A 20356-nucleotide genomic window follows, 5' to 3' on the forward strand; every position below is an offset into this window, starting at 1 on the left:
TGTGGGACTTTGCACCGCACCGTGCGGGCCGCCGCCGGGATAGGTGCCGGAGGCTGCTACGTCTTGCGTGGCGGCGATTTCATGTTCGCGGCGATTATAAGCCAGCAGGCAACCAGTGCTGAGCAGCCGTAGAACACGGCGCTCGGCCCGTCGATTTTCAGCAGCCACCCGCCCAGCACACCGCCCAGCGCGAGCCCAAGCGACTGGGTCGTGTTGTACACGCCCATGGCCGCACCCTTGCGCGTGCCGGGTGCGAGCTTCGACACCAGCGACGGCTGCGATGCTTCAAGAATATTGAAGCCGAGAAAATAGACGAAGAGAATCGCCGCCACGCCAAGAATGGTATGGGGCGCAGCACCCAATAGCAATTGGCCGATTAGTATGAGTGCGATTGCGCCCAGCAGCACCGCCTTCATCTTGCCGCGCTTTTCAGCGGCGATGATCGCCGGAACCATCATCACGAAAGACAGCCCCATCACGGGCAAATACACCTTCCAGTGCGATGCGATGGGCAGCCCGACGGCTTCGAGGATGCGCGGCACCACCAAAAACAGTGCGATTTGCGTGGCATGTAGCGCGAACACGCCAAAGTTCAGCCGCAGCAGTTCAATGTTGCGCAGCACTTCGGCAAATGGCGCACGCACGTGAACCGGCTTGGGCGCGTCAGGCACCACCCACAGCACGAGACCCACGGCCAGAAGCGAAAGCAGGCCGACCAGCGTAAACAAACCGCTCATGCCGATCCAGTGGAACACCATCGGCGCACCGACAATCGCCACGGCAAACGACACACCAATGCTGCCGCCCACCATGGCCATCGCCTTGGTACGGTTTGCTTCAGAGGTGAGATCGGCGATAAACGCGATCACGGCGGAAGAAACCGCGCCCATCCCTTGAATGACCCGTCCAACGATGATCCAGGTCATATCCTGTGCCATCGCGGCAATAAAACTGCCCAGCGCGAAAATCAGCAAGCCGGTGATGATGACCGGCTTGCGACCCACCTTGTCCGAAATCCAGCCGTAAAAAATATAGAGCAGCGATTGCGTCACGCCATAAGCGCCAAGCGCCAGCCCCACCAGAAATACGTCATCGCCGCCGGGGATGGTTTTCGCATAGACCGAAAACACCGGCATGATCATGAACAGCCCCAGCATGCGCAATGCGAAAATCGCAGCCAGCGAGAGGGTCGCGCGCAACTCAGGCGCGCTCATGCGTGAATGGGTCGCGGACAGATTGGACATCGATCGGGTGTGGATTTCGAATGGGTAGACTACGGCGGAATAACTGCGCTACGGGGCCAGCGCAACGCAGGAGCCCGACAATGGCGTTGACATCGGCATGGCCGGTGCCCAGGCACTCGAACCTGCCGCAGGTTGCAGCCCAGGGCGGGCATTGCCTGGTCGTTGCCTCGTCGTTGCAACACCTGACCTCGATGAAGTGCATTCGCCGCTTAACATGACACTCATTGGGCTAACTGCGGACCCAGTGTGTAGCCCCGGCGACGGCCCTTCAGGAAGGACTTCCTGAAGCCCCTCAGGAAGCCCCTCAGGAAGCCCCTCAGGAAGCCCCTCAGGAAGCCATAACGACGGCCTGCAAAAGCCGTTATAGTAGCAGGTTTAGCCCCATTCTCTTTCCACAGGTTCATGGAACAAATCCGTATCCGTGGGGCGCGCACCCACAACCTGAAGAACATCAATCTCGACTTGCCGCGTCACAAGCTGATTGTGATTACCGGCCTGTCCGGCTCGGGAAAATCGTCGCTGGCATTTGACACGCTCTATGCGGAGGGCCAGCGGCGCTACGTTGAGAGCCTGTCGGCTTATGCCCGGCAGTTTCTGCAATTGATGGAAAAGCCCGATGTCGATCTGATTGAAGGGCTTTCGCCCGCCATTTCGATTGAGCAAAAGGCAACTTCGCACAATCCACGCTCAACAGTCGGCACCGTTACCGAAATCCACGATTACCTGCGTTTGCTCTACGCGCGGGTCGGCACGCCCTATTGCCCGGAGCACAACATTCCGCTCGAAGCGCAAAGCGTGTCGCAAATGGTGGACGCGGCGCTAGCACTGCCCGAAGACACCAGGCTCATGATCCTGGCTCCCGTTGTCGTGGATCGCAAGGGCGAGCATGCCGAACTGTTCGAGGCAATGCAGGCGCAAGGTTTCATCCGGTTTCGCATTCGTTCGGGCGGTGGCGCCGCGCACGAGGGCGTGGCGCAAATCCACGAGATCGACGCCCTGCCCACACTAAAAAAGAACGACAAGCATTCGATCGATGTCGTCGTCGACCGGCTCAAGGTTCGCGCCGACATGAAGCAGCGCCTCGCCGAATCGTTCGAAACCGCACTGCGCCTCGCCGAGGGCCGCGCCATCGCGCTTGAGATGGATACCGACCAGGCCCATCTGTTCAGCTCGAAGTTTGCCTGCCCAGTGTGCTCGTATTCGCTTCAGGAACTGGAACCGAGACTTTTTTCGTTCAATAACCCGATGGGCGCCTGCCCGGAATGCGACGGCCTCGGCCAAATTACGTTCTTCGATCCAAAACGGGTCGTGGCACACCCCTCGCTCTCGCTCGCGGCGGGCGCGGTCAAGGGCTGGGACCGGCGCAACCAGTTTTACTTCCAGATGTTGCAAAGCCTCGCGGCATTCTTCGAATTCGATATCGACACCGCTTTCGAAGACCTCCCCGAAAAAGTCAGAAAAATCCTGCTGTACGGCTCGGGCAAACAAGCCATTCCGTTCTCGTATATCAACGAGCGCGGCCGTGCGAGCGTGCGCGAGCATGTGTTCGAAGGGATCATCCCAAACCTCGAGCGGCGTTACCGCGAAACCGATTCATCGGCGGTACGCGAAGAACTCGCCAAATACCAGAACAACCAGCCCTGCCCCGCCTGCGACGGCACGCGTTTGCGCCGTGAAGCGCGCTTCGTGCGTATCGGCTCCGGTGACAGCGCCCGTGGCATTTTCGAAGTCAGTGGCACGCCGCTGCGCGAGGCGCTGGGTTACTTCCAGACGTTGCGGCTCGAAGGCGCCAAGCGCGAGATCGCGGACAAGGTCATCAAGGAAATCATCGCGCGCCTGACGTTTCTGAATAACGTCGGGCTCGATTACCTGTCGCTCGATCGCAGCGCCGAAACGCTTTCCGGGGGCGAAGCACAACGCATCCGGCTAGCCTCGCAGATCGGCTCTGGCCTGACGGGCGTGATGTACGTGCTGGATGAGCCATCCATCGGGCTGCATCAGCGCGACAACGACCGGCTCATCCAGACGCTCAAGCATCTGCGCGATCTCGGCAATTCAGTAATCGTCGTCGAACATGACGAGGACATGATCCGCATGGCCGATTATGTCGTCGACATGGGACCGGGTGCCGGTGAACATGGCGGCGCCATCATTGCTGAAGGCACGCCCAGTGAAGTGCAGGCCAATCCCAACTCCGTCACGGGGCAATACCTGTCCGGCGAGCGCGACATCGGCTGTCCAGACACGCGCACCGCCCCGGACGAGCGTCGCCTGCGCATCATCGAAGCCCATGGCAATAACCTGCAACGCGTCACGCTCGATCTGCCGGTTGGCCTGCTGACCTGCGTCACGGGCGTCTCGGGCTCAGGCAAGTCAACGCTCATCAACGACACGCTGTATCACGCGGTCGCCCATCACCTGTATGGCTCGTCCGCGGAACCCGCGCCCTACGAAGCCATTGAAGGCCTCGAACACTTCGACAAAGTGATCAACGTCGATCAGTCGCCCATCGGCCGCACGCCGCGCTCGAACCCCGCCACGTATACGGGCCTGTTCACGCCGATCCGCGAACTTTTCGCCAGCGTGCCCACAGCGAAGGAGCGCGGCTACGATCCGGGCCGCTTCTCGTTCAACGTCAAGGGTGGGCGCTGCGAATCATGCCAGGGCGACGGCATGCTGAAAGTCGAAATGCATTTTCTGCCCGACGTCTACGTGCCCTGCGATGTCTGCCACGGCAAGCGCTACAACCGCGAAACCCTGGACGTGCAATACAAGGGCAGGAACATCAGCGAGGTGCTCGACATGACGGTCGAGAACGCCTACGAATTCTTCAAACCCGTGCCGGTGGTCGCGCGCAAGCTCAAAACGCTGCTCGACGTGGGCCTCGGTTACATCCGCCTGGGGCAGTCCGCCACCACGCTGTCAGGCGGTGAAGCACAGCGGGTAAAACTTTCTCTGGAACTGAGCAAGCGCGACACGGGTCGCACACTCTATATTCTTGATGAGCCCACCACCGGCTTGCACTTTCATGACATCGCGCTGCTGCTCGAGGTCATTCATCGTTTGCGCGACCAAGGCAATACGGTGGTCATCATCGAACACAATCTCGATGTCATCAAAACCGCTGACTGGGTCATTGATCTCGGGCCCGAAGGCGGCGCGGGGGGCGGCCAGATCATCGCCCAGGGGACACCCGAAGAAGTCTCCCGGTCAAAAGCCAGTTTTACCGGCAAGTATCTGGCGACGCTGCTCAAGCGCAACACCAGCCGCAGCCACGGCCAGTAATGTCAGCCGCCAGCCAACCCAACCCCGTCTGGAGACGTACCCATTCATGACCAGGCCTCACGACACCCCTGATGACGCGCCCGCGCAAAGCCCGTCGCCGCGACCGGTCAGACTAACCCGCGACATGACCCTGCCGCGCCTGTCCGCCGTCGAGGCCGGCAGCTACGTGCTGATGCTGATCGCCCTCTGGGTGGTGTTGCATCAACGGCTGCTCGGCGCCTTGCTGGCGGGGCTGCTGGTTTATCAACTGGTGCACACTATTGCACCGTCGATTGAAAAACACATGTCGAGCCAGCGAGCGCGCTGGCTCTCGGTCGTTTTGCTGTCGGTGGTGATTGTCGGTGCGCTGACGGGCCTGACGATCGGCATCATCGAACATTTCGAAAACGATGTACCCAGCGCCCAGAAGCTGCTGAACCAGGCCATGCAGCTAGTCGACCAGGCACGCAAGCAGTTACCCGAATTCATCACGACCTACTTGCCGGTCGATACCGAGCAAATGAAGCTCAAAGCCGCCGCGCTCATGCACGCGCATGCCAACCAGTTACAGCAAGGCGGCAAAAACGCCGCGCGCATTTTTACGCATGTGCTGATCGGCATGATCATCGGCGCGATCATCGCCATTAGCAGCGAGCACCATCATTCACACCGGCTGCCGCTGTCCACGGCACTGGTCACCCGGGTTAGCCGTTTTGCCGATGCTTTTCGCCGCATTGTGTTCGCCCAGGTAAAGATTTCGGCGATCAATGCCGTGTTCACCGGCCTTTACCTGCTCGTGCTGCTGCCGCTCTTTCACGCCTCCCTCCCGTTATCCAAAACACTGGTATTGGTAACGTTCATCGTCGGCTTGCTACCTGTAATCGGCAACCTGATCTCGAACACGCTAATCGTCGCGGTTGCCCTCTCGGTGAGTTTTCCGGCGGCCATCACCTCGCTGGTGTTTCTGATCGTGATTCACAAGTTCGAATACTTTCTCAATGCGCGCATCGTGGGTGGCCAGATCGAAGCGCGCACGTGGGAGCTGCTCGTGGCGATGCTGGTCATGGAAGCGACATTCGGCATTCCGGGCGTGATCGCCGCGCCGGTGTTTTACGCGTATATCAAACGCGAACTGATTTACCTGCGGCTGGTTTGAACACGCGACACAGGTCGGCACAGGTCTTCTGCCCCATAAAAACCGCATCAATCCCGCATCAAGCAATGCCCGTCAGCGAAACACCACCGTCTTGCTGCCATTCAGCACGATGCGGTGTTCGACATGCCACTTCACCGCTCTCGCCAACGTCACGCATTCGACATCGCGGCCAATCGCGGTGAGCTGCTCGGGCGTCATGCTGTGATCGACCCGCTCCACCTCCTGCTCGATGATCGGGCCCTCGTCGAGATCGGTCGTCACATAATGCGCCGTCGCGCCAATCAGCTTCACGCCCCGGTCAAATGCCTGGTAATACGGCTTCGCGCCTTTGAAGCTCGGCAAAAACGAATGATGAATATTGATTGCACGACCCATCAGCTGTTCGCATAACTGCGGCGACAAAATCTGCATATAACGCGCCAGCACCACCAGATCAGCCTGCACCCCGTCGATCACTTCGAGCACGCGCGCTTCTTGCGCAGCCTTGTTCTGAGCCCCTGGCTCACCCAATGGGAAATGATGAAATGGAATGTCATAGCTCGCAGCCAACTGATAGAACGTCTTGTGGTTCGAGATAATCGCAGAGATCTCGATGCCCAACTGGCCTGTGCGATAGCGGAACAGCAAGTCGTTCAGGCAATGGCCGATCTTCGACACCATGATGACAACGCGCGGCTTCACCGCAGCGTCATGCAGTTCCCAGCGCATGCCGAAAGGCTCAGCCAGCACGCTGAAAGCGGCGCGGAATGCCTCCAGTCCGGGGCCGCTCCCCGTCTGCTGAAAATGCACTCGCATGAAAAACTCGCCCGTATGGCTATCGCCAAACTGGGCGGAGTCGAGAATATTGCTGCCACGCTCGAACAAAAAACCCGAGACCGCGTGAACAATGCCGGGCCGGTCAGCGCACGACAACTTGAGAATAAAACTGTGATCGGCCGACATGACCTGTGTAACCCCCTTCAAACCTGATGATTTACTCCGCCGGCAACACAGGCGGCTTGAATAGCGGCGCAATTTCGAGGCCCGGTTGCGGCTCGATCCAGCGGTGACGCAACAGACAATCCAGCGTCGCCAAGCTCGCATCCACGGTCATCGTGCCTTCGCCAATCCAGCGTAGCAGCTCTTCGAGCCGTGCCAGCCGGTGCTCCGCCACTTCGCCATCCTGATTGCGCGGCGTGAAATCTTCTGGCAACGCAAGGTCGTAGACGAATATCTGCTCCGCCTGGGTCCCTTCCGGCAGCGCTTGCAGCACGTGCAACGTGCGTCCTGGCTGTGCCAGAGCGGCGAGTTCCGCTGCAATGCCCGCTTCTTCCCAGCATTCCTTGATAAGCGTCGCGCGGGCGTCCAGCCCCCAGCCAATTCCGCCCGCCACCACGTTATCGAGCATGCCAGGGTCCGTCGCCTTGCTCTCGCTGCGCCGGGCGATCCACATCTGCGGCGCGCAAGCGGCACATTCTACGATGCCATTCAGATGCACTGCATACGTCATCGTCCCAAAAAAACGGGAAGCCGCGCGTTCGATATACGCTATGGGAGGCGCCTCAAAAGTGTTACGGATAGCGTAGGTTTCATCGCGCCAGCCCACGATCCGGCCTTCAGCGGCCAGTGCGCCGATCACCGAGCCCAGCGCTGCGCTACGGCGCTCAACCGTATCGAAGCCCGGCTGCAGCGTCACGCGAGCGTGGTCTAGCGCGAACACATCGGGCCAGCGTGCCAGCAATGGGACATCGCTGGCACGAATCCAGCCAACGGCCTGATCCGCCATCCAGAAGGGCCGATGCAAACGCACATCAAAACGGCGCGCCAGCGTCAGACAAGGCAAGGTCATAAGGAACTCCGGCAAGATCAGGCCAACGCTTCTGCGGCAGGTCAGTCACGCAACGCCACACGAAGACCCAGTGCAATAAAGGTCACGCCCGCGAGACGGTCAAGCCACAGGCCCGCACGCGGACGCCGCCTGAGCCACGAACCGATCATGCCCGCGCCCACGCCGATGAGCGAGAACACGATCAGCGTTTGCAGCATGAACAACGCACCGAGTTCGAGCATCTGCAACGTGATGCCCTGCGCGCCATGAGGATCGACGAACTGCGGCAGGAACACGACAAAAAACAGCGTCACCTTGGGATTCATCATGTTGCCGAGCACGCTCTGGCGAAAGATCGACATCAACGGCTGCGGCGGCCGCTGATGGGCCGTGGCCAGCCCATGACTGCGCAATGCCTTGAGGCCGATCCACACGAGATAAGCGCCCCCCGCCAACTTGATCGCCTGAAACGCCAGCGGCGCAGCGCGCAAGAGTGCAGCCACCCCCAGCGCAGCCAGCGTCGTATGAAACGTCACGCCAGCGGCAAAGCCCAACGCGGCCACCAGCCCCGCCGCGCGGCCTTGTGCAATACCGCGCGCCAGCACCTGCATGTTGTCGGGGCCTGGGGCAAACGTCACCGCGAGCGACGTCACAAGAAACAGCAGGAAATTCGGCATCGACGGGATGGAATGGACAGAAAGAAATATGAGAGCGCCGGATTTGAACCTGATGGCCTAGTGTCCATCGAATTCGGTCACCGTATAAAGCGGCAAGCCCGCCGCGCGCAACAACCGGGAGCCGCCTAGCTCAGGCAGATCGACGATCGCCGCGCCTTCGACCACCACCGCGCCTAAGCGCTCCAGCAAGATTTTGCCCGCCATCATCGTGCCCCCCGTGGCGATCAGGTCATCAACCAGTACGATCCGCTCGCCCGCCGAACACGCATCTTCATGAATTTCGACAGTAGCCGTGCCATATTCCAGTTGATAAGACTGTGCGACGGTGCGAAAAGGCAGCTTGCCCGCCTTGCGGATCGGAATGAAACCGAGATTCAGCTCATACGCCAAAATTGGCCCGATGATGAAGCCTCGCGCGTCCAGCCCCGCAATCGCATCAAGCCGGGCGCCGATATAGCGCTGCACGAAGAGATCGACCAGCACCCGTAACGATCTCGCCTCTTGCAGCAGCGGTGTGATGTCACGAAACTGCACACCCGGTTGCGGCCAGTCGGGCACCGTTCGAATCCGGCTTCTGATGAAGCCCGCCGCATCGCACGGCGCGCACCCTGGCGCATTGGACATACTGCCTTCCTCCCGAATAATTCCGACTCAGCCAGATCAAACCGCCACCGCGCCCGCCCGGCGCGGCTTTAACAAACGCTCTTCCGCACTTGCCAGCGCCTCGGGCAAGCCACGCAGCACGACGATATCGCTCGCGCGCAGCTTCGTCTCGGGATCAGGCTCGACACCCCGGATTCCGTGCCGCCGGATCGCCGTGACTTCCACACCGTGACCAAAAAGCCCCAGTTCCGCCAGCGTGCGCCCCACGGCATCGGCCTTCTCATCGACCGGCACGGATTGTAGTCGTACCTGTTCGTGGCCATCGTCGTCATCGATGTCATCCGCGCCATGGAAATAACCGCGTAGCAAGCTGTAGCGCTCATCGCGCATTTCTTCGACGCGCCGCACCACGCGCCGCATCGGCACGCCCATCAGCACCAGCGTATGCGAGGCCAGCATCAGGCTGCCTTCGACAATTTCTGGAATCACTTCGGTCGCCCCTGCGGCCAGCAGCCGGTCGAGATCGGCGTCATCCACCGTGCGCACAATGACAGGCAGCGTCGGTTCAAGCTCATGAATGTTATGCAGCACACGCAGTGCCGAAGAGGTATTAGCGTAAGTGATCGCCACGGTGGCCGCGCGATGGATACCGGCGGCGAGCAGCGATTCGCGCCGCCCCGCATCACCAAACACCACCGATTCACCCGCCGCGGCGGCAGCCGCCACGCGGTCCGGGTCGAGATCGAGCGCGACATACGCCAGGCCTTCGTGCTCCAGCATGCGCGCAAGGTTTTGCCCCGCCCGGCCATAACCGCAGATAATCACGTGGCCGCTTTGCTTGAGGCTTTGCGTGGCGATGCGCGTCATTTGCAACGACTGCTGCATCCATTCGGTCGACGACAGCCGCAACACGATGCGATCAGCGTTTTGAATCAGGAATGGCGCAGCCAGCATCGACAGCAGCATCGCGGCGAGAATCGCCTGAAGCAGGGTCGCGTCGACCAGATGCTTGTCGAGAATCAGGTTCAGCAGCACGAAACCGAATTCGCCGGCCTGGGCCAGCCCGATCCCGGTGCGCATCGCCACGCCAGGCGAAGCCCCGAAAAGACGCGACAAACCGGTAATCATTACCAGCTTCAAGAGCATCGGACCGAGCACAAAGCCCAGCACGATCAGCGGATGTTCCAAGATCACACGGGGATTGAGCAGCATCCCGGTCGTGACGAAAAAGAGCCCGAGCAACACGTCACGAAACGGCTTGATGTCTTCTTCAACCTGATGCCGGTACGGGGTCTCGGCGATCAGCATGCCGGCGATAAATGCGCCCAGCGCCAGCGACAGGCCAAACTTGTCGGTAATAAATGCCGCCCCCAGCGTGACCAGCAGCAAGTTCAGCGTGAACAGCTCCTGCGAGCGGCGCCGCACTACCACGTTGAACCAGCGCGTCATGAAGCGCTGGCCGACGATCAGCAGCAGCGCCAGCGCAATCACAATTTTCATCGCCGCGAGGCCCAGCGCCTCGACCAGATGCTTCGAATCACTGCCGAAGGCGGCAATCACGATCAGCAGCGGCACCACGGCCAAATCCTGAAACAGCAGCACGCCAAAAATATTGCGGCCGTGCTCCGTTTCGATTTCGAGCCGCTCGGCGAGCATCTTGCTGACAATCGCGGTGGACGACATTGCCAGCGCGCCGCCCAGCGCAATACTCGCCTGCCACGTGATATGCACCCAGCGCTCCAGCACGACCCCCAGAGCCAGCGCGACCGCAATCGTACCCAGCACCTGCAGCAGGCCCAGTCCAAACACCAGGCGGCGCATCGAGCGCAGTTTCGACAGCGAAAACTCCAGCCCGATCGAGAACATCAGAAACACGACGCCAAACTCGGCCAGGTTCTGCGCGCCGGCCGAATCGGGGATGAGCCCCAGCGCGTGCGGGCCCACGACAATGCCCACACTCAGATAACCGAGCATCGGTGGCAAATTAAGGTAGCGAAACAGTACGACGCCTGCGACTGAGGCCAGCAGCAAAAACAGCGTCATTTCAAGCGGGGAAATCATCAGGAAAAAGCGTCCTCATTCGTCAGCGGAACCATCACGCGCGCGCATGGCACGCGTTGAGGTCAAGGGGCCGGTGGAGGCTGCAACCCAGCCCGGTAGGGCGAGCGCGGCGAACAAACGCCTTTGATATACTCCGCGAATGATAGCGAAAATCAATGGCGACCGGGCGTTAGTGCTGGCGCGCGAAGTACTGGACATCGAAGCAGACGCCGTGCGCGCGCTTCGTCATCAGCTTGACGAAGGCTTCATCGAAGCCATCGAATTCATCCTGCAATGCCGTGGCCGGGTTGTAGTTTCCGGCATCGGAAAATCTGGCCATATCGCCCGCAAACTGGCAGCCACACTGGCTAGCACGGGCACTCCGGCGTTCTTCGTCCATCCTGCGGAAGCCAGCCACGGCGACCTCGGCATGGTCACCTCGGACGATGTCTTCATCGCACTCTCCAACTCGGGCGAATCCGAAGAACTCATCGCCATCCTGCCACTGATCAAACGCCTCGGCGCGAAGCTGATCGCGCTCACGGGCCGGCCGGCTTCGAGCCTCGCGCAACTGGCGGATGTTCATCTGAATGCCGGCGTCGCCAAAGAAGCCTGCCCGCTCAACCTCGCCCCCACCGCGAGCACGACCGCCGCGCTCGCGCTAGGCGATGCCCTGGCGGTCGCGGTACTCGATGCGCGCGGCTTCGGTGCCGACGATTTCGCCCGCTCGCATCCTGGCGGCGCACTCGGCCGACGTTTGCTGACCTACGTCCGCGACGTAATGCGCACGGGCGACGAACTGCCTCAGGTCACGCCCGACGCCTCCTTGCGCGATGCGCTGTTCCAGCTCACGGCCAAACGCATGGGCATGACCGCGGTTGTCGATAACGAACAGCGGGTACTGGGCATCTTCACCGACGGCGATTTGCGCCGGGTGCTTGAGCGCAGTGGCGATTTCCGCGACTTGCCCATTCACTCTGTCATGACCCCTCATCCCCGCGCGATCGGCCCCGATCATCTGGCAGTGGAAGCCGTCGAATTAATGGAGCGGCACCGCATCAACCAGATGCTGGTCACCGATGAAGCAGGCAAACTCATCGGCGCGCTCAACATGCATGACCTGTTTTCGAAAAAGGTAATCTGATGAACGCTTGCGCGTTGACCGCCACCGAACGCGCCAGCCGCGTGAAGCTGATGATTTTCGACGTCGATGGCGTGCTGACCGATGGCGGCCTGCTGTTTACCGCTGAGGGCGACACGATGAAATCGTTTAATTCGCTCGATGGCCACGGCCTCAGGATGCTGCGTGAGGCCAATATCGCCACGGCAATCATCACGGGGCGCGAATCCGGCATTGTCGCCGCACGTGCGCGCGAATTACGCATCACCCATCTATATCAGGGTGTGCACGACAAAACCGTGGCCTTTGCCGACTTGCTAGCGCAAACCGGCGTTGCAGCAGAGGCCTGCGGCTATATGGGCGACGACTGGCCCGATCTCGCGGTGATGCTCAAAGTGGGCTTTGCCGCCGCCCCCGCTAATGCGCACCCTGAAGTCAGCGTACGGGCACACTGGGTCAGCGAGGCGCGTGGCGGTCACGGCGCGGCCCGCAGCGTCTGTGAATTCCTGCTGCGTGCCCAGCAGCACTACGATGCGCTGCTACAGCGCGCCTGCGGAGACTAAAGCCGGATGCCGCCGTTTCGCCTGACTTCGATTCTTCCGCTCGTGGCCATGGCCGCGCTGGCAGGTACGACCTGGTGGCTGCTTCAGGCGACGCTACCGCCGCCCAACGAAGGCGTGGCCAAGCCTAAAACCCATACACCCGATTATTTCGCCGATAACTTTTCGGTTTCCGAGCTTGACCAGACTGGCGCAACGCAGTACCGGCTAACGGCCACGCACCTCGTCCACTACGAAGACGATGAAAAAAGCGACCTGACCCATCCAGCGATCCGCGCTTTCCAGCCCAACAAACCGATCGTTACCACCACGGCGCAGCGCGGCACGATCAATGGCGATGCCTCCATCGTCGACCTGTACGACAACGCCCGCATGGTGCGTGCGCCGGGCAACGGCGACCCGCAGATGCAGGCTGACTCCGAGCATTTCCGGATCCTTGTGAACGACGATGTAATCGAGACGGAAAAGCCGGTTAAACTTCAGCGCGGCCTGTCAGTCATGACAGCCAGCGGTATGAACTACAACAACGTCACCCGGGAAATGCGCCTGTTTGGCAATGTGAAGGGCTCGATCGCCGCATCCGACGGCAGTCCAACGCAATAACCCGGGCAATCCACTCCAGGCGTTAATGCACGACTCAAGCATGAATTCATCCCTCCCTTTAGCTGCCAGCCCTCCTCGCCGCGCATGTGCGCCTCGCGCCGCGGCGACGGCACTGATCGCGCTGCTGCTCGGTGGTCTTGCGTCACTTGCGCAGGCCGAACGTGCTGACAAGGACAAGCCGCTCAATGTTGAAGCGGACAACATGACCTATGACGATCTGAAACAGATCAACATCTTCACCGGGCATGTGGTGGCGACCAAAGGCACGATCCTGATCAAGGGTGATCGCGTCGAAGTCTCGCAAGATCCTCAGGGCTACCAGTACGCCACCAGCACGTCGAGCGGCAAAAATCTCGCTTATTTCCGCCAGAAACGCGACGGCGTTAACGAATACATCGAAGGTGACGCGGAACGCATTGATTACGATGGCAAGCGCGATCTCACCACGTTGACCACCCGTGCCACCGTGCGCCGCCTGCAAGGGCTGTCGACGCTGATGGACCAGGTCCACGGCAGCGTCATTACTTATGATGGCCAGAACGATTTCTACACCGCCCGCGCGGGCAAGGATGTCGTCGGGCCGGGCAACCCCAATGGCCGGGTACGCGCGATGCTCTCGCCGCGCAATGGCGGTCCCGCCCCGCTCAATGGCGCCCCCGTCACGCTCACGCCCTCGCGCCAGTTGCAGGGCCAAGGATCCACCTCGCCGTGAACACCCCGCTTCCCCATCGCAAGCCTGCAGGCACGAGCAGTTCGCTGGTCGTGCGCAACCTGAAAAAACGTTATGGTTCCCGCACGGTCGTCAAGGACGTCTCGCTCAGTGTGAAAAGCGGCGAAGTCGTCGGCCTGCTGGGGCCGAACGGCGCAGGTAAAACGACGTCGTTTTACATGATCGTCGGGCTGGTGCCGCTCGACGGCGGCGACATCGATCTGGACGGCAAGTCCATTAGCCTGCTGCCTATATATAAGCGCGCGTCGCTTGGCCTGTCGTATTTGCCGCAGGAAGCTTCGGTGTTTCGCAAGCTGACGGTTGAAGACAACATCCGCGCGGTACTCGAACTGCAACACGAAGATAACGGCAAGCGGCTCTCCAAAGACGCCATCACCGCGCGCGCCGAAGCCTTGCTCGACGAACTGCAAATCGCTCACCTGCGCGACAACCCTGCGCTCTCGCTCTCAGGAGGAGAGCGCCGCCGAGTCGAAATAGCGCGTGCTCTGGCCACGAATCCGAGCTTTATCTTGCTCGACGAACCGTTCGCCGGTGTCGATCCGATCGCCGTGCTGGAAATTCAGAAAATCGTCAAATTCCTGAAACAGCGCAATATCGGCGTACTCATCACCGATCACAACGTGCGTGAGACTCTCGGCATCTGCGATCACGCCTACATCATTAGCGATGGCAGCGTGCTGGCCGCAGGCGCGCCGGACGAGATCATCGAAAACGAGAACGTACGGCGCGTCTATCTGGGTGAGCATTTCCGCATGTAGCCCAGCGCTGCGCAACACCGCTGCGGGCGTCGGCAGCGCATTCGGCACGGCTGCGGCAAGTCGTCGCAACCCGTGTCCGGATCATCCCAAACCCTAAGTACGGCCCGTCTTTTTACGGCTGCCGCAGGTATCGCGGACTTGGCAAACTCATTACAATGAGTCTCAATTCGCCATGAAAGCTAGCCTCCAACTCCGCCTCTCGCAGCATCTTGCGCTGACTCCCCAACTGCAGCAGTCCATCCGGCTGCTTCAGTTATCTACGCTTGAGCTACAGCAGGAAGTCGCTATGGCGATTGCGCAAAACCCGCTGCTCGAAAACGAAGACGACTGGATCGCCAGCCCATTACGCGTAGCAGCGGATGGCTCGCTTGTGACACAGACTCGCGGCAACGCCGAGCCCGAGTCGGCCAGCCATACATCGTCCCCTTCCAGCACGAACACCAACAGCGAAGCCGGAGAGCCCCAGGGCGTTGACGAATACAACGGCCTCGCGGCTGACAACAGCGCGGACACCAGCCAATGGAATCTCGACGACTATGGCCGCTCCAGCAGCGCGTCCGACGACGATGATCTGCCACCGCTTCAGGTTCACGAGTCCAGCACCTCGTTGCGCGATCATCTGAACACCCAGTTGTGCGTCACACAGGCAAGCCCGCGCGACCGCGCGCTTGTCACCTTTCTGATCGAATCCCTTGACGACGATGGCTATCTCATAGCGGCATTTGAAGAAATACTGGCCGATTTGCCAGACGAACTGGAAGTCGATGCAGATGAGCTGAAAGCCGCGCTCGCGTTGCTGCATAGCTTTGATCCGGCGGGCGTCGGAGCGCGCTCCGCATCCGAATGCCTCAAGCTGCAGCTATTACGGCTCGATGCCTCACCCACCCGCACACTCGCCCTGGAGATCGTCGAGCATCACCTTGAACTGCTCGCCGCGCGTGATTTCATCCGGCTGCGCCGGCGCCTGAAGGCCGACGACGATGCATTGCGTGAGGCCCACGCCCTGATCCGCTCGCTTGAACCCTTTCCTGGCGCGATGTACGGCAAAAGCGAAGCCGACTATGTCGTGCCCGACGTGCTGGTTCGCAAGACGGCCCAAGGCTGGCAAGCGGAACTCAATCCCGAAATCATGCCCAGGCTGCGCATCAATCACCTGTACGCCAATATCCTGCGCAACAACCGCAGCGATCCCGGCAGTGGTTCGCTGCGTCAACAGCTTCAGGAAGCCCGCTGGCTGATCAAAAACATCCAGCAAAGATTCGACACGATCCTGCGTGTGGCGCAAGCCATCGTCGAGCGGCAAAAGAGCTTTTTCCTGCACGGCGAAATCGCCATGCGCCCCTTGGTTTTGCGGGAAATTGCTGATACGCTGGGGCTACACGAATCAACGGTTTCCCGTGTCACAACTGGTAAGTACCTGCTCACTCCTTTTGGCACGCTTGAGTTCAAATACTTCTTCGGCTCACACGTTTCAACGGATACCGGGGGCGCGGCTTCTTCCACAGCAATTCGCGCACTCATCAAGCAATTAATAGGAGCAGAAAACCCTGTCACGCCTCTTTCAGACAGCCGCATCGCCGAACTGCTAGCTGAACAGGGTTTCGTGGTCGCCCGGCGCACCGTGGCCAAATACCGCGAAACGCTCAAAATTCCAGCGGTCAATCTGCGCAAGTCTTTGTAGCCCGCTGCTTACCGTGGCGGGTATTTTCCCGGCCGTACCCCATTGGGGTGGCACAGGCTGGCTGATCGGATTCCCGATTCCCGTCCGCAATGGCTGGAATACAACCCAATCAGCGAGTACCGCTGCCCTCATGAGGATCTACGGCTAATCGTTTGGAGAAGCACTATGAATCTGCAGATCAGTGGACACCATCTCGAAGTAACGCCTGCGTTGCGCGAATACGTGATCGCCAAGCTAGACAGAGTGCTACGGCACTTCGATCAGGTTATCGATGGCAGTGTGGTCCTCTCGGTCGACAATCAAAAGGAAAAAAGGCAGAAGATTGAAATCAATCTTCATCTGAAAGGCAAAGATATTTTTGTCGAAAGTGCCGAGAGCGATATGTACGCGGCGATTGATCTGGTCATCGACAAACTCGACCGGCAAGTCATTCGTCACAAGGATCGCCTGCAAGGCCACCAGCATGAAGCGATCAAACATCAGCCGCTAGCTGCGCTACTCGAAGTGCCGCCGCAATAAACAGGCATCACCGCAGCCGAGCCTGCATCAAACCGCCCCCACTGGGCGGTTTTTAATTGGCCATTCATTTTTTAGTTCAGGTTATTTTCAAGCCGTCTGTGCCGGTTCATTATGGCGAAACCTCTTGTCCGAAGTCTGAAGGCGAACCCTGCAACTGGAAATCGTTCGGGGCCCGTAGCGCAATCGTGTCGGTCATGCACCGCACATACCCGTGCTGCTCTATAATGCCCCGATTACTTACTAATTGATCAAACCGTTCATTTAGTCAGATTTCGCTGATTTCAGACTTCGTCATACATTGCCGTGATGCCCCTGTAGAGAATGGAACGCCACTCACATCCCGCAGAGAGGAAAATCCAGGCCTCCCTTCCGCCTGCCAACATGAATCGCTTAGCCAAATTCCTCCCCATCGAGAACGTCGTCATCGGGCTCTCCGTCACGAGCAAGAAGCGCGTCTTCGAGCAAGCAGGCCTGATTTTCGAAAATCAGAATGGCATCGCCCGCAGCACGGTCACTGACAATCTCTTCGCGCGCGAGCGCCTCGGATCAACAGGACTGGGTGAAGGCGTGGCTATCCCGCATGGCCGGATAAAGGGTCTGAAGCATCCACTGGCCGCATTCGTCCGGCTTGCGGCGCCTATCCCATTCGAATCGCCCGATGGGCAACCCGTCTCGCTACTGATTTTTCTGCTTGTGCCGGAACAGGCCACGCAACAACACCTTGAAATCCTGTCCGAGATCGCCCAACTGCTGTCCGACCGGGAAACACGCGAGCGCCTGCACACAGAAGAAGACCGCGAAACCTTGCATCGTCTACTCACACAATGGCAACCTTGATGCATTGACGGCATCTGGCCAGCGCGCAACCGCATCGCTATTGGTACGAAGCCCCCTCAGACAACAGCGACGCGCCCGGCCCACACTGGAGTCACGGCACTCATGGATACGTCCAGCATCAATGCGCAAAGTATTTTCGACGACAACGCCGCCAGCCTGAAACTAAGCTGGCTAACTGGGCACGAAGGCTGGGAACGCGGGTTTTCGGCCGAAACCGTCGCTAATGCCACCTCAAGCGCCGATCTCGTCGGCCACCTGAATCTGATTCACCCCAATCGTATTCAGCTTCTCGGCGAAGCCGAAATCGACTATTACCAACGCCAGTCCGAAGAAGACCGCTCGCGCCATATGGCTGAGCTGATCGCACTTGAGCCTCCGTTTCTGGTGGTCGCAGGCGGCATCGTCACTCCGCCCGAACTGGTGCTGCGCTGCACCCGCTCTTCCACGCCGCTGTTCACGACCCCCATGTCCGCTGCCGCGGTGATCGACAGCCTGCGGCTTTATATGTCGCGCATCCTCGCGCCTCGCGCCACCTTGCATGGCGTATTTCTCGATATTCTCGGCATGGGTGTGCTGCTGACCGGTGATTCGGGCTTGGGCAAAAGCGAGCTGGGCCTTGAGCTCATCAGCCGCGGCCATGGTCTCGTGGCTGACGATGCGGTCGATTTCGTGCGTCTCGGGCCCGATTTCGTCGACGGCCGTTGCCCGCCGCTCTTGCAAAATCTGCTTGAAGTCCGCGGCCTCGGTTTGCTCGACATCAAGACAATCTTCGGCGAGACAGCCGTGCGCCGCAAAATGAAACTGAAACTGATTGTTCAGCTTGTTCGCCGCCCGGATGGCGAGTTTCAGCGCCTGCCACTAGAAAGCCAGACCGTCGATGTGCTCGGCCTGCCAATCAGCAAGGTGACGATTCAGGTCGCGGCAGGACGCAACCTCGCGGTACTCGTCGAAGCGGCGGTGCGCAATACGATCTTGCAATTGCGTGGCATTGATACCTTGCGCGACTTCATGAACCGTCAGCGCCTTGCCATGCAAGACCCGGAAAGCCAGTTCCCCGGCAAGCTGATCTGAGCTGGAGCCAGGCCAGCTACCATTCGATTCGCACAGCCAGCGCATAGGTTCGTGCAACCCAGGACCGATGCTATGATGAAACGAACTGGGTTGACGATTCCATGCGCATTATTCTGATCACTGGCATTTCTGGTTCGGGCAAATCGGTTGCACTCAATGCACTCGAAGATGCGGGTTATTACTGCGTCGATAATTTGCCGCCGCGCTTTTTGCCACAACTGACCGCCTATCTGGCCGATGCAGGGCAAGAACGTCTCGCCGTGGCAATCGACGCCCGCTCCAGCGCTTCACTCGACGAAATGCCCGCGATGATCCACGATCTTTCGCGCGAGCACGATGTTCGCGTGCTGTTTCTGAACGCCAGCACCCAGTCGCTGATTCAACGTTTTTCTGAAACTCGCCGGCGCCATCCGCTTTCTGGCTCAACCGCGCAGGATGCCGATGTCGGCCTGCTCACCTCGCTCGAAGAAGCCATCGAGCGCGAACGTGAACTGGTCGCGGGCCTGGCCGAATTCGGTCATCAGATCGACACCAGCAACCTGAGGGCGAATGTGCTTCGCGCCTGGGTCAAACGTTTTATCGAACAGGAACACACCGGCCTCGCACTGATGTTCGAATCGTTTGGCTTCAAGCGCGGCGTGCCACTCGATGCCGATTTTGTCTTCGACGTGCGTACGCTGCCCAATCCGTACTACGACCACGAATTGCGCCCGCTGACAGGACGCGACCAGCCCGTAATCGATTTTCTCGATGCTCAGCCTGTCGTGCATGACATGATCGACGATATTCAGGCATTTCTTGTCAAATGGCTCCCCCATTTCCGCGACGACAACCGCAGCTATCTGACTGTCGCCATCGGCTGCACCGGCGGTCAGCATCGTTCGGTATTCATCGCCGAGACGCTGGCAGAGCGCCTCGCGGGCCAGGCCAACGTGATCGTACGGCACCGCGATGCCCCCTTGAACCTCGACGAATCATCCAGGCTGCTCACCTGACGCACCCTATCGCGCCCGACCGCAGGCCCTAACCGAAGCGGTACACCATGACGTTCTCTACCCCTTCTGTCCTTGCCAATGTGCCGCTCTTTCCACTGCACATGGTGCTCTTCCCTGAGGGCCAGCTCTCGCTCAAGGTTTTCGAGGCACGTTATCTGGACATGGTGCGGCGCTGTCTGCGCGAGAAAACGCCCTTCGGCGTATGCCTGCTGAAAAGCGGCAACGAAATTGCACAAGCCGATGACCCTGCTGTGCCAGAAGCCATCGGCTGCCTCGCGGAAATCAAACTGTGTGACGTTAAAACAATGGGGGTGTTGCTAATCCGTGCCCGTGGCACGCAGCGTTTTCAATTGCTCTCGCACCGCACCGAAACCGACGGCCTGATAGTCGGAATGGCGCAGCCTCTGGACAACGATGCACCACTCGAAGACCCCGTCCATCTTGCCAAATTTGGCGCCTGCGCAGAGATACTCGAACGCATCATCGCCACGCTGCATGCCCGTGAGCTGGACAATCTGCTCTTTGCTGAACCCTTCCAGCTAAACGATCCCTCCTGGGTCTCGAACCGGCTCGCAGAGATCCTGCCCGTGACACTACGCGCCAAGCAAAAGCTCATGGAGTTGCAAGACGCGGGTACGCGCATCGAACTTGTCCATCACTACATGCAGCAACACCAGATGCTCTAAACACG

Annotated in this window: 20 protein-coding genes; 14 read left to right on the plus strand and 6 right to left on the minus strand. The window is 59.8% G+C overall.

Annotation, left to right across the window (positions count from 1 at the left end; translation table 11 throughout):
- Nucleotides 1-56 precede the first annotated feature (56 nt).
- The gene (locus GH657_RS13705; protein ID WP_153101425.1) at nucleotides 57-1244 is read right to left on the minus strand and encodes an MFS transporter; all 1188 of its coding nucleotides are present in this window, start codon (nucleotides 1242-1244) and stop codon (nucleotides 57-59) included.
- 80 nt (nucleotides 1245-1324) lie between these two features.
- Here GH657_RS13705 and GH657_RS13710 point away from each other — a divergent pair, with 80 nt between their 5' ends.
- The 3 genes from GH657_RS13710 to GH657_RS13720 all read left to right on the plus strand — a co-directional run bounded on the left by GH657_RS13710 (nucleotide 1325) and on the right by GH657_RS13720 (nucleotide 5664).
- The gene (locus GH657_RS13710) at nucleotides 1325-1462 is read left to right on the plus strand and encodes a hypothetical protein (RefSeq protein ID WP_153101426.1); all 138 of its coding nucleotides are present in this window, start codon (nucleotides 1325-1327) and stop codon (nucleotides 1460-1462) included.
- A gap of 184 nt (nucleotides 1463-1646) precedes the next feature.
- Nucleotides 1647-4529, plus strand: coding sequence for an excinuclease ABC subunit UvrA (gene uvrA, locus GH657_RS13715; protein ID WP_153101427.1), 2883 nt, complete (start codon nucleotides 1647-1649; stop codon nucleotides 4527-4529).
- Nucleotides 4530-4575: 46 nt separating this feature from the next.
- Nucleotides 4576-5664 carry an AI-2E family transporter gene (locus GH657_RS13720; protein WP_153101428.1) on the plus strand — a complete coding sequence of 363 codons (1089 nt, stop codon included), beginning with the start codon at nucleotides 4576-4578 and terminating at the stop codon, nucleotides 5662-5664.
- A 72-nt stretch (nucleotides 5665-5736) separates the two neighbouring features.
- Here the strand turns inward: GH657_RS13720 and purU are convergent, their stop codons facing one another.
- The 5 genes from purU to GH657_RS13745 are packed head-to-tail and all read right to left on the minus strand — an operon-like array spanning nucleotide 5737 to nucleotide 10812.
- On the minus strand, nucleotides 5737-6606 hold the full coding sequence (gene purU / locus GH657_RS13725) for a formyltetrahydrofolate deformylase (protein WP_153101429.1): 870 nt from the start codon (nucleotides 6604-6606) through the stop codon (nucleotides 5737-5739).
- A gap of 31 nt (nucleotides 6607-6637) precedes the next feature.
- Nucleotides 6638-7492: an NUDIX hydrolase gene (locus GH657_RS13730; RefSeq protein ID WP_153101430.1), complete on the minus strand. Its 855-nt coding sequence runs from the start codon at nucleotides 7490-7492 to the stop codon at nucleotides 6638-6640.
- 41 nt (nucleotides 7493-7533) lie between these two features.
- Entirely contained in the window at nucleotides 7534-8148 is a 615-nt protein-coding gene (locus tag GH657_RS13735; RefSeq protein ID WP_153101431.1) for a LysE family translocator, read from the minus strand.
- A 57-nt stretch (nucleotides 8149-8205) separates the two neighbouring features.
- Nucleotides 8206-8772: an adenine phosphoribosyltransferase gene (locus GH657_RS13740; RefSeq protein ID WP_153101432.1), complete on the minus strand. Its 567-nt coding sequence runs from the start codon at nucleotides 8770-8772 to the stop codon at nucleotides 8206-8208.
- 36 nt (nucleotides 8773-8808) lie between these two features.
- Nucleotides 8809-10812, minus strand: a complete 2004-nt coding sequence (locus tag GH657_RS13745) for a monovalent cation:proton antiporter family protein (RefSeq protein ID WP_153101433.1) — start codon at nucleotides 10810-10812, stop codon at nucleotides 8809-8811.
- Nucleotides 10813-10951: 139 nt separating this feature from the next.
- Between GH657_RS13745 and kdsD the strand changes: the two genes are divergently transcribed.
- From kdsD to GH657_RS13800, 11 genes are all read left to right on the plus strand, one after another.
- A complete protein-coding gene (gene kdsD, locus GH657_RS13750; protein WP_153101434.1) occupies nucleotides 10952-11935 on the plus strand; it encodes an arabinose 5-phosphate isomerase KdsD in 984 nt (327 codons plus the stop codon).
- Nucleotides 11935-12474 carry a KdsC family phosphatase gene (locus GH657_RS13755; RefSeq protein ID WP_153101435.1) on the plus strand — a complete coding sequence of 180 codons (540 nt, stop codon included), beginning with the start codon at nucleotides 11935-11937 and terminating at the stop codon, nucleotides 12472-12474. Before kdsD ends, GH657_RS13755 begins: the two co-directional genes overlap by 1 nt.
- A 6-nt stretch (nucleotides 12475-12480) precedes the next feature.
- A complete protein-coding gene (lptC, locus tag GH657_RS13760; RefSeq protein ID WP_153101436.1) occupies nucleotides 12481-13074 on the plus strand; it encodes an LPS export ABC transporter periplasmic protein LptC in 594 nt (197 codons plus the stop codon).
- A 40-nt stretch (nucleotides 13075-13114) separates the two neighbouring features.
- Complete coding sequence (gene lptA / locus GH657_RS13765) at nucleotides 13115-13786, plus strand: lipopolysaccharide transport periplasmic protein LptA (protein ID WP_153101437.1); 672 nt, start codon at nucleotides 13115-13117, stop codon at nucleotides 13784-13786.
- Complete coding sequence (gene lptB, locus GH657_RS13770; RefSeq protein ID WP_153101438.1) at nucleotides 13783-14562, plus strand: LPS export ABC transporter ATP-binding protein; 780 nt, start codon at nucleotides 13783-13785, stop codon at nucleotides 14560-14562. The genes lptA and lptB overlap by 4 nt, the downstream gene beginning before the upstream one ends.
- Nucleotides 14563-14734: 172 nt before the next feature.
- The gene (locus GH657_RS13775; RefSeq protein WP_153101439.1) at nucleotides 14735-16243 is read left to right on the plus strand and encodes an RNA polymerase factor sigma-54; all 1509 of its coding nucleotides are present in this window, start codon (nucleotides 14735-14737) and stop codon (nucleotides 16241-16243) included.
- A 165-nt stretch (nucleotides 16244-16408) separates the two neighbouring features.
- Nucleotides 16409-16762, plus strand: coding sequence for a ribosome hibernation-promoting factor, HPF/YfiA family (hpf, locus tag GH657_RS13780; RefSeq protein ID WP_153101440.1), 354 nt, complete (start codon nucleotides 16409-16411; stop codon nucleotides 16760-16762).
- A 321-nt stretch (nucleotides 16763-17083) separates the two neighbouring features.
- A complete protein-coding gene (locus GH657_RS13785; protein WP_153101441.1) occupies nucleotides 17084-17599 on the plus strand; it encodes a PTS sugar transporter subunit IIA in 516 nt (171 codons plus the stop codon).
- Between the two features lie 102 nt (nucleotides 17600-17701).
- Nucleotides 17702-18670 (plus strand): HPr(Ser) kinase/phosphatase, encoded by a 969-nt coding sequence (hprK, locus tag GH657_RS13790; protein WP_153101442.1) that lies wholly within the window; start codon nucleotides 17702-17704, stop codon nucleotides 18668-18670.
- A gap of 101 nt (nucleotides 18671-18771) precedes the next feature.
- The gene (gene rapZ / locus GH657_RS13795; RefSeq protein WP_153101443.1) at nucleotides 18772-19665 is read left to right on the plus strand and encodes an RNase adapter RapZ; all 894 of its coding nucleotides are present in this window, start codon (nucleotides 18772-18774) and stop codon (nucleotides 19663-19665) included.
- Between the two features lie 47 nt (nucleotides 19666-19712).
- Nucleotides 19713-20351 carry an LON peptidase substrate-binding domain-containing protein gene (locus GH657_RS13800; RefSeq protein ID WP_153101444.1) on the plus strand — a complete coding sequence of 213 codons (639 nt, stop codon included), beginning with the start codon at nucleotides 19713-19715 and terminating at the stop codon, nucleotides 20349-20351.
- The last annotated feature ends 5 nt before the right edge of the window (nucleotides 20352-20356 follow it).

It is taken from the genome of Paraburkholderia hayleyella (assembly GCF_009455685.1).
Lineage (GTDB): Bacteria > Pseudomonadota > Gammaproteobacteria > Burkholderiales > Burkholderiaceae > Paraburkholderia > Paraburkholderia hayleyella.